General features: G+C 37.9%; 13 protein-coding genes. All 13 read left to right on the top strand.

Going from position 1 to position 10,435, the window contains the following annotated elements; all coding sequences use genetic code 11:
• Entirely contained in the window at positions 1 to 3,330 is a 3,330-nt protein-coding gene (locus HDR40_RS03965) for a hypothetical protein (protein ID WP_290626729.1), read from the top strand.
• A gap of 9 nt (positions 3,331 to 3,339) precedes the next feature.
• Entirely contained in the window at positions 3,340 to 3,552 is a 213-nt protein-coding gene (locus HDR40_RS03970; RefSeq protein ID WP_290626731.1) for a hypothetical protein, read from the top strand.
• Entirely contained in the window at positions 3,497 to 5,923 is a 2,427-nt protein-coding gene (locus HDR40_RS03975) for a BppU family phage baseplate upper protein (RefSeq protein ID WP_290626733.1), read from the top strand. The genes HDR40_RS03970 and HDR40_RS03975 overlap by 56 nt, the downstream gene beginning before the upstream one ends.
• 11 nt (positions 5,924 to 5,934) lie before the next feature.
• Positions 5,935 to 6,306 carry a hypothetical protein gene (locus tag HDR40_RS03980; protein WP_290626735.1) on the top strand — a complete coding sequence of 124 codons (372 nt, stop codon included), beginning with the start codon at positions 5,935 to 5,937 and terminating at the stop codon, positions 6,304 to 6,306.
• Positions 6,307 to 6,693 carry a hypothetical protein gene (locus HDR40_RS03985; protein WP_290626737.1) on the top strand — a complete coding sequence of 129 codons (387 nt, stop codon included), beginning with the start codon at positions 6,307 to 6,309 and terminating at the stop codon, positions 6,691 to 6,693.
• Positions 6,687 to 7,082 carry a hypothetical protein gene (locus HDR40_RS03990; RefSeq protein WP_290626739.1) on the top strand — a complete coding sequence of 132 codons (396 nt, stop codon included), beginning with the start codon at positions 6,687 to 6,689 and terminating at the stop codon, positions 7,080 to 7,082. The genes HDR40_RS03985 and HDR40_RS03990 overlap by 7 nt, the downstream gene beginning before the upstream one ends.
• Before the next feature lie 164 nt (positions 7,083 to 7,246).
• Complete coding sequence (locus HDR40_RS03995) at positions 7,247 to 7,894, top strand: hypothetical protein (protein WP_290626741.1); 648 nt, start codon at positions 7,247 to 7,249, stop codon at positions 7,892 to 7,894.
• Complete coding sequence (locus tag HDR40_RS04000) at positions 7,894 to 8,073, top strand: XkdX family protein (protein WP_290626743.1); 180 nt, start codon at positions 7,894 to 7,896, stop codon at positions 8,071 to 8,073. The genes HDR40_RS03995 and HDR40_RS04000 overlap by 1 nt, the downstream gene beginning before the upstream one ends.
• A gap of 97 nt (positions 8,074 to 8,170) precedes the next feature.
• Positions 8,171 to 8,431, top strand: a complete 261-nt coding sequence (locus HDR40_RS04005; protein ID WP_290626745.1) for a hypothetical protein — start codon at positions 8,171 to 8,173, stop codon at positions 8,429 to 8,431.
• An 11-nt stretch (positions 8,432 to 8,442) separates the two neighbouring features.
• Positions 8,443 to 8,655 (top strand): hypothetical protein, encoded by a 213-nt coding sequence (locus tag HDR40_RS04010; protein ID WP_290626747.1) that lies wholly within the window; start codon positions 8,443 to 8,445, stop codon positions 8,653 to 8,655.
• Complete coding sequence (locus HDR40_RS04015; protein ID WP_290626749.1) at positions 8,639 to 9,067, top strand: phage holin; 429 nt, start codon at positions 8,639 to 8,641, stop codon at positions 9,065 to 9,067. Before HDR40_RS04010 ends, HDR40_RS04015 begins: the two co-directional genes overlap by 17 nt.
• Positions 9,067 to 9,909 carry a GH25 family lysozyme gene (locus tag HDR40_RS04020; RefSeq protein WP_290626750.1) on the top strand — a complete coding sequence of 281 codons (843 nt, stop codon included), beginning with the start codon at positions 9,067 to 9,069 and terminating at the stop codon, positions 9,907 to 9,909. The genes HDR40_RS04015 and HDR40_RS04020 overlap by 1 nt, the downstream gene beginning before the upstream one ends.
• A gap of 353 nt (positions 9,910 to 10,262) precedes the next feature.
• A partial coding sequence (locus tag HDR40_RS04025) for an SDR family NAD(P)-dependent oxidoreductase (protein WP_290626753.1) occupies positions 10,263 to 10,435 on the top strand: 173 nt, incomplete at its 3' end.

Raw genomic sequence — 10,435 nt, forward strand, 5'->3', positions numbered from 1 at the left:
ATGGTGTTGATTACTAATGGGGTTTTACCTGAAATTGATTATGAAGAATATTACGATGTAATGGATTACCCTCACTTATATGACAGTGTAAATAGCGACTTCACATCCATGGGTACAATTTTATCCGATGCTTTGACTTGCCAAGTGACCTGGAACAGGAATCAGTTTCCAACATTACAGATGACTTATCCACGTGATGGTAAAAATGCTTTAAAGTTAGAAGTTAACAAATATATCGTGGAAGATATAAATCGCAAATTTGTACACCAAAAATTTAAAATAATTCAAATTCAGAAAGAATTTGATAATTTTGTTGTCGATGCAGAGCATATAAGTGCAACTTTAAATGATTCAACTGTTCCTACAAATATTCAATTTGTAAACGGATCACCAACAGACTTGATGAATCAAGTTTTCAATTCAATGCAACCTGGAAGAGATTTTACTTTTTATAGTGAAGTTGACACAGTACAAAACATAAATATCACAGCTGGCCAACAAGCTGGCGCTTTACTAATAGATCCTGACCAAGAAGGGGATAGTGCAACACAATCACTATTAGGAGCCTATGGTGGTGAGTTAGAGTTTGATAATACCGACATTCATCATAGTAAACATGCTGGTAAAGATATAAAAATAATCATTGACTATGGTAAAAATTTACAGTCTGCAAGCATGGATAAAAATATTGAAAGTATGTATACAGGCGCTGTTTTTACAGCGACTTATACTCCAGGGCAAGCTATTGCTGATGAAAAAAATGTTGACTGGAACAATTGGTCAACTACATTTTCTAATGTGGCAGTAACATATTTAGCTGGCGGAAAAATTTCAATTTATGATTCCCCTGTCGAAGGTCAAAACGTCGTAAGGACTTTATCTAATGGAGAAAAACTGCACTTAGGGGTAGCAGTGACCGATCAATCTTTTACACCAGATAAAAAATTTCAAATTAATACGGTAAACGGAGATTCATGGTATCCAATTTCTCCTGATGACGGCGGAGGATGGATTGATGCGAACTGGCTTAACTTTGATACTACTGGAAGCTACTTGGTAAGTAACATAACTGGAAAAATCACGGTTAAAAGCGCCGACCCGCATGACGAAAGTGGGGCTGGGACTCGTGTAAGTATGTCTGGATATGCTGTAGTGTCATATGAACCCGGTAAGTCAATTAATGGGTACTACTCACCTGATATCGGTCCAAAGCATTATCGTAATAGAAAAACGTATAAAAATGGAACACGAATTCATTATGATATGGTTGAAAGAAATCAAAATGGTGATTTGTGGTATCGAATTGGCGACCACAATTGGCTATATGGTCCGCACTTGGCCTTAGATCAAGAAGGATCATATAGCTCATTCACCAATTACGGATACGGGGAGATAAAAGATAAGTCTGCTACATATCATCTAGATAAAAATGGTAAAATGACGGCTACTACAAAAATTGTGGCTGTTAATAGTAAGAGTAAAAAAGCCACAAAAAAAGTTGGTAGAGGAAAAAATAAAAAGACTGTACTCAATGGTGCTTTTTACAGTATGAAAAAAAAGAAAGTTAAAGTTACTGCTAAAAAAGGGATGGCGACTATTGACAAAACAATCGTTCAAGGTGGAACGACTTATCACCATACACAGTATGGATGGGTTAAGTCATCTTCGATTTCTTTTAAGGCTGATGGAAGCGTTAAGGCAAAAACTTCTGACGATATTTTAAAGGATAAATTGAAGGACAACTCAAAAGTTGAAATTTACGCGACACCCGATAAAACCAATGCTTTAAACTGGTCAATCCCTAATGGAGAAACTTTCACCATTGATAAAGGACACGAAGCAAAAGGCGGAGATGGTAAAACTTATATCCAAGTAACTTATAAAGGAAAAACTGGATGGTTACCTGAAGATAACATCGACTCTGATAAGTCTCAACTCAATGCACCTGAGGATACAGCTGATAGCGATAGCGATACTGCTTCAACTAATTATGCAAATGTTGACCAATCTCAAAAAGAAGTAAAAGTTGTAGTCGGTCCTTTATATGCTGAAGGATATGGCGTGGACCCTAACGTTGACAAAGTGAATACGGTTGATGTAAGTAGCTATTTTAGCCATGATGATCAAGATTTATCTGGTCAGCAGTCCGATGGTTCTTTCATTGCGACTGAGGCAGATATCCAGCAAGTAACAGAAATTGGCCAAAATTACCTTAAAGAGCATCGGTATGGAAAACCTACAGTTAGCTTGACCGTAAGCTATCAAGAAATGAGTGGTATCAACGCCGATTTCAACCAATTGAGTTTATATGATTATGTTTTTGTCAACTTTGAAAAATTAGGCATTCAGGAGCAGGCAGAAGTTAATGGTACTGTCTGGGACTGCTTAACTCATGAATTTACTAGCTTAACTATCGGAGAGCTCCCTGAAACTTATGAACATTTACTGCTTCAAGCAGCTGATAAAAAAAGTAACGAGCGCGTAAGCCAAGCTACAAATCAGGCTAATGGTCAAATGAAAGGCCTACTTAATCGGTGGGATTACTCGTTGAAGCAAGAAGGTGCTAGTCGTAAGCAAGCGGAAAAAAAGCTGATGGAAGACTTAGGCGCAACAAATACTGTGGTTGGTAAGAACGGTAAAAATATAGAAAATATGTTGATTACACAAAAAAACTTTGAGTCGCGTATGGATTCAATTTCTAATACAGCGGATTCTTTGAAGAATTGGGTAACTAGCGGGGGAAGCGGAGTAATTACTGCTTACCCTAACTGGCAACAGCCAACATACTTAGCCGCTAGTACGGGTAACGGAGGCAGTATGCGTTTTTCTGGTAATGGCTTGATTTTTTACGATGAAAACGGCAATCAACGGCTAAGGTCTGGAATTGATAGTGAAGGTATGATTTATGCAGATAGTATAAAAGCAGGAACCATCGAATCCGTAACCATAAACACGTGTTTAGTAAATGGTAGCCTTCATACAGGAGACCCTAATGGCATGAACGTTTATATAGGAACTCAAAAACCTGGTGAAACTATCATCGCGCCAGATAACGGGGGTAATGCAATCTGGGTAACTTCTCCAAGTTATGCAACTATGGTTTCATCTGGACAAGTCCAAGTTACTAATGGCGGAGATGATGCTCAAGGTACTCAAATACACCCAGACCACATCACAATTCAAGGCGCTGAAGTTTTAACGGCTGGTAACTGGAGAGATATCTTAGGGATTTCTTCAAGCGAGCACTTAATTTCTTCGGGTGGTATAGATACCAATTTAACCGATTTTATCAAGCGACATTTTGACTCTAAGTACTATCACGGCTTATAGGAGAAAAGTATGGAACAGGAAACTTTAAACGTAGCTACTAACATGGCAAATTTAATTGGCAGTTGTAATGTAACGATTGCACAATTGCAAGTCGAAAATCAAAAATTAAAGAATGAAAACCAAAAATTAAAAATTACAATTGATAACTTAAGAAAGGAGGGCGCTAATGTCCCTAGAGACACTAACCTTACCGACCAACAAATCGGTTACAGTGATAAATAATAACGTTCGGACTTTGAGACAGTCAGAAAAAGGATTAGTTTTACCGGTCATTATTTTAGATGCGAATGGATCAGCTTATGACTTAACCGGAAAGCAGATTATTTTTAGTGAAAACAAAACTGAGGGAAAAATCGTAGTAGATGATGGGACAGATTCGCAATCCGGGAAATTTGAAGTTGTGGATGCTAAAGCAGGGCGCTTCAACTATACTTTGCAAGATCAAGTTTATAGTGCTAGCGGTGAAGCGTGGTTTGAAATAAAAAGTGGCGATACTGTTCTAGATACTACTAAAAATTTTAAATTTAATGTTTTGGAACAGGCAAACATCCATGTAAATAATGACAATTATGTTTCTACCATGAATGCCTTGGAAAACCATTTGCGTGGAGTTATCCAAAAATCCGAGCAATCAATAAATCAAGTTTCTACTGACTTAACTAATAGTGTTAATCAAGCTAAAAATAGCGCTAATGCTGCGATTAATTCCGCTGCCAATAACGCTAAGACTACTTTGGCTAACATGCAGAATGAATTGAATTCTTATACCGCTAAGTATCAAAGCTTAGAAAATGAGTGGAAAACTGAACAAACTTCCATTCAAACTAAAGCAGACCAACAATTAGCTTCTTTAAAGTCTACTGCTGATAAAGCCCGTACTGATGCGATTAATCAAATCAACAGTGCTAAAGATGCTGCGATTAAAACTGCAAACGACAACTTCACTAAAAAACTAGCCGATTTTCAGAACGATTATAATAGCTGGAAGTCTAAATCTATATCTGACTTTCAAACACAAATCAATAACTTGAAGAAGCAACTTGATCAAGAAAATTCTACTGCTACAGCGTTGAATTCCAAGCTAAGTGAACTTCAAAAATCAGTTGATGCAGTCAAAACGGATTTTAGCAAAGTTGACTTTACGAAGTTTGTTAGAAGTGTCAATGGCATAACTCCTGATAATAATGGTAATGTGTCACTTCGTGTAGGTGGCGTTAACTTGATTCGTGGGTCAGAAATGAATTCGGAGTCGCAAAAATATTGGAAAGTTGAAAATGTAAAAAGTGGAGGTAGTGTTACATGGGATGGCGAAGTTGTGAAAGTACTTAACGCCGATGTAACTCAAGTGATATCAGTAAAGCCAAATACCACATACACTTTTAGCTTCTTTCTTAAATATTTAGGTGGCAGTTCCGAAGGAAAGGGATATGAATCAGCATTCTTTTTTGTTGAGTATACTGGGTCTGGATTATCTAAAACCACATCTGTATATAACGATCATAAATTTAGTGGAACGATATTTCCAAATACTTTAGGAAGAAGCGACAAGAAAATTACTTTCACTACACAACCAGATTGCTATGCTATAAAACTTATCATCAGGCAAGAAGATGCCACCGTTCATGATTTTGAAGTAAAAGAATTGCAATTGGAAATTGGTGATTTTGCCACTGATTACTCACCAGCTACCGCAGATGTATATGACGCAATTTCTAATGCTGGACAAGTAAAAAGTGTTAATGGCGTAAAGCCTGATGCTAATGGCGATGTCAAAGAAAATAATTTTAACTCTAAAATCGTAACTTCTTATGATGTAACAAATCGTAAACCAACTTATGGTACAGCTACTACTAACTCATCCGGTGCTTTGAGTAATTCCTTAGTTGATGCAAACGTCATCGATCAACTAGCGAAAGCTATTAACTACGTCACTATTGATGCTGCAACCGATTTGAACACCTTTACTACTCATGGTAGATATAAGATGGTTAATCCTAGGAATACGAATGTTCCATCTTGGCTGAGCGACAAAAGAGGGTGGTTGATAGTCCTTCAGTACGATAACAACGCAAAAACGCAAATCTGGTTTCCTATAGTAGGTAATTTCGACTTGGGTGTGCGGTACTGGAAAGGAAGTACTCCTTCACCGTGGAAAGAGATACCTTACCAGGATGAAGTAATGCTAACTAGCGGTGGCTCATTTTCTTCGCAAGCCGTCTTTCAGTGGTCAGATAACACCGTGGGGACCCGGTTAGGAGGACTACAGTGGAACGGCCAAACTGATGTCGCTAAAATTTATGGCGCTGTTAATGGCAATGATAACTTAGACTTAGCATTTGACCTTGGAGATGATGGGAGCAACCATTTCTCTTTTAGAAACAAAGGGGCAGAAGTTGCAGCTATCCAATCAAATGGCCACTTTACTGGAACCGTTGACTGGAGTAGCGTGCAAGGAAAACCAGATATCAGCTCCCTCCAAAATCAACTCAACGAACTTAAAGCAACCCAAAAAAAAGAGTGGACTGGTACACAGGCTCAGTATGATGCTTTGACTACCAAAGACGTAAACACTTTTTATTACATCACAGGTTAGGAGGCGTAAGCATGACATTGAAAATTGGAGATAAAGAAGTAAAACGATTATACGTAGGCAATCAAAGGTTTAATAAATCTGATTATGGCAAACAATGTAATACAACTGCTACTAATCATTTTTTCTTTGATGAGAGTACTGGAGAAAGGTTAAGGCCAGAAGAGTCGGATAATCTAACAATCATTGATAATATTTATTACGATGATGATACATGTATTTATCTGGTTGAAGGAAAGGTTGCAAACGATACCGGCTACCGGGGCATCTACTACTTCACTGTATCTGCTCAATATGTAAAAATCGGGGGGGTACTGCGTAGGCTCGCTAATACCTTGAGTACCAATGGATTAGCTATGCTTGCACCTAGAAAGGTGGTGGCATAGTTGTCATTTATGATAGGCAATAAAATTGTTAATCGGATTTATAAAGGTGGTACCGGATTTGATAAATCGTATAAAGGAATGAAGTGCAATATAGCTAGTACCCACAGTGGAGTGATGTCAACTATTGACGGTTCCAACGTTTATCCAGTCACAGGTGCTAATGTTTCAAGCGTAGTTTTAGGTGATTTTGATACAGATAAAGGCAAATATTATGTGGTTAAAACCAAAGTTACCAGAAATAGCGGTGATACTGATACTTTTATCGCTAATGTGATCGTGCAGCCAGATGACACCATAGAAATCTGGGGGGGTAAAGTCCCCTCTGTATACTTATTTATCAAGCTTTTAAACATGTTTTTTGCTAGAAAAATGGTGATTACATGTTAAAAGTGGGAAATAAGGATGTAAAATCAATTTTTTATAAAGAAAATGAAGTATTGCAAGTCTATAAAGGCGATAAACTGATATGGTATAAATATTTTCCACGGGGATACGAAATTTTGATAGACGTTAATGGTCCTAAGGATGGAGATACTACATATGCAGAATTTTTGTCCGATGATGAAAATCGTCCGAAAAGTCTAATCGGAATCCATTTGGCTACCCAAACTTCAAAGCTATTAAATCCAAAAGGTTATGTTACTTACTCATATAAGAGGCCTAACCAATCCTGGAAAAACCATACTGCCAAAATTCCTATAGACTTAATACAAAAAAAGTCGTATGAGCAATATGAACAAAAAGAACAGCATTTTTTTCTATTAGTCCTGATATAATAATTAACGCTTTTAGTTCGGGGATGTACGGCAGTGATGATAATTTGATCACTGCTACGGATGATTGGGATGGAAGTGAAGCAATCCGTGCAGGATATCAAGTTAAATTAACAGTTATTTAGGCACTTAGTGTGCTTTTTATTTTGCAATGAAAGGATAAAAAAATGAACGAAGAAGATAAGAATACCGAAGTAGTACAAGATACTACTCCACAAACCGAAAATAATGAAGAAGGAGTTCAACAAGCAACTACGCCTTCTGTAACCGCTGATGATGGAACACAAACTTCTACTTCTGTAGAAGAAAAACAAGATAACACAGCCAAACCAACTAATTCACTACATCAGTACTACTGGTCTACTGATGATATGCCATTTGAACCTGTTTGGGTACCATTTGAGTTAGATCACAGCTTATACCCTTTGGTTGCTACAGCCCCAGATCCATCAATCAAACAAGGAAAATTTGATTGGGCTAAAAATATATGGGTAGATGTGGATAATCAATCCACTGGTCAAAAAGTAGCCACTCTAACCGCAAGTGTTAAAGACATTGCCGAGAACGTAAAAACTTTAAAAGCTGATCACGATGAAAGTGTTAAAGCTGATAAGCAAAATCAAGTACAAATGCAAGCTATGCAAAAAATGTTGGCAAACTCTAATGCCATGGCGGGTCAAATTTCAGGACAAATGGCACAGTTTGGCACCGCGATTACGGAGCTGACCAATGCGGTCAATAAAATTAATTCCGCTCAAGAAACTCCTGACTCAGATACTACCAGCAATAATACTGAAAAGGTGGGTGATAAGTAATGCTAAGCTTTAATTTTAATTTCACACCTATCGACATGGTACCTACTTATAAGCAAGAGTTTGACTTAGGGTGGATTACTAGGGAAACCGTAAAAAGCTACGTTGATACTTTACACATCATCAACAAAGAAGACTATAAGACAATCACAGGCGAGGCTTATGAAGCGACTCAAGCATAATCTGATTTACATCTTTATAGGACTATTAGCCATCTGGCGCGGAACTGTTTTTCTAACTGAAAGGCAGTTCTTTTTTTATCCACCACAGGTTAAGACGGTGATGAACTCACCAATTTTTGACAGTCTAATTGTACTGTCAGGGGTATCACTTATCGTTTACACACTCTCAAAGAGTAAAAATAACAAGTTGCTAGGCATTTTGCTTGGCGCAATTGTCGGTCTTTTTACTATCGTGACTATCTTAGAGTGGGAACACTTGAGTTTTGCTGGCAAACTTGACTGGGCACAAAACGTGGGTAGTAATTTATTTGTTATCGGCATCACTATGTGGACTGCCTTTGAGTGGTACAAGCGCTAGGTGGTGGTCAGGTGCATTCTGGAGACGTATGGGGGATCATTGCGGCAATTTTATCTAGTGTCCTGACCTTTTACTTAAATAATAAATCTCTAAATCAAGGGGATAAAAAGAGCGACCGAGACTATATAAAAGAAGAAAATAGGCGACTCAATCGTGAGAACGAAAAGTTGACCAAAGAAAACGAAAAATTGAGAAAGGAATTTTATCATGACAAAATGGACTGATTTAATCTTAGCCGTCGCTTCAATTGTGGCGGTGCTGGTGGTTTGGGACTATCTTAGACGTAAAACCGAAATTGAAAGTAAAGCTATCAAGGGCGATCTTGTGGCCAAGGCTGAAAAAATCATTGCACAAGCAGCACTTCCAATCGTGTATCAAGCTGAAAAACGTGGCGGTACTGGTGATGATAAGCTAATGTATGCGATTAACGGCTTGATTGAATTGCTTGATCTTGCACACTTACCACACCCATCACAAGCTTATGTACAGGGTGAGATTGAAAAAAGTGTTGCAATCATGGAGCAAACGCAAGGTATCGTTGACACTGTTGACGGTGCTAAGAAAGCAGAAACAACACCCATCGTGACTGCTAAGACTGTTACACCAATTGAAGTAAAGAAAGTAGATGATAAGTAATGCTAAAAATGGTAGATGTTTATAGTGAGTCACCATCAAGCTATGCAACTCAAACGGGCGTTGATGTCACTATGGTTAAAGCTACGCAAGGGACTAGCTATGTAAATCCTCACTGCGATAGAGACTATCAAGCAGCTAAAAAAGCTGGTAAACTATTAGGCTTTTATCACTATTGCAGCGGTGGTAGTCCTGTAAAAGAAGCGGAATACTTTTATAAAAATACTAAAAATTATGTTGGTGAAGCTGTACCAGCTGTTGACTGGGAGGAATATCAGAATAGTAGTTGGGGGGATACCAGCTATGTGAGAAAATTTGTAGATCGTTACCACGAGCTCTCAGGAGTGTGGCCACTAATCTATGTACAGCAGTCTTCAATCAGTCAGGTAGCAAACTGCGCTAAAGATTGTGGCTTGTGGGTAGCATGGTACGCTTCAATGAATTGGAAGAGCTGGACTCTACCGAATGCTAACTTCTCAATTAATCCATGGTCTACTTACACCATTTGGCAATTCACTGGAGATAACATGGATAGAAATATAGTCAACACCACTCATGAGGGCTGGAAGAAATTCGCACAAGGTGATAAAGCTACTACTAAGAAAAAAACTACTTGGGTTAAAAAATCCGGTACTTTTACACTCGGTCAAGATTTAAATATCCACACCAAGCCACAGATTGACGCTCCTTCAATTGCCAAACTCTCTAAGGGGAGCGTAGTAAAGTATGATGCCACCTTACAAGGACCGCTAAGATTATGGCTAAGACAGCCTAGAAGCAACGGAACTTATGGCTATATGGTAGGCAAAGACAAATACGGGAAAAGCCTGGGAAAATTTGATTAAGTGTGATATGCTTGTATTGTAATATGTTAACGTCTGAGTATAAATTTGCTTAGACAAAGAAAGCCGCTCGGGAGTTACTTCTGGGCGGTCTTTTTTTGCTGATGCACACTTGATGCACATAAGTAATATTTTTGACAATATGGTGAAAGGACTTCGTTGATATATCAATGGTTTATTAAATTTTTGCTATTCATTTTGCGTATAGAAGCATACAGACAAGGTAATTTTAATTACTTTATTAGTCAACTATACTAATTATCGAAAGTTAAAAAAGAAATCAAAAAAGTTCTTGACCTGGAGTGAACTCCAAGGAATAGGATATATTTGATTAAAAATAAAAGGGAGAACAGAAAATGGTTTATTCAGAATTAAAAGATAAAGTCGCAGTTATTACTGGTGGTTCCAAGGGTATCGGTACTGCTATTAGTGAAAGATTCGGTAAAGAAGGCATGAAAGTTGTCATCAACTACCACTCAGATGAAAAAGGTGCTCAAGCAGCTGCTGATGCCGTTAAGAAAAATGGTGG

It is taken from the genome of Lactobacillus sp. (genome assembly GCF_014803895.1).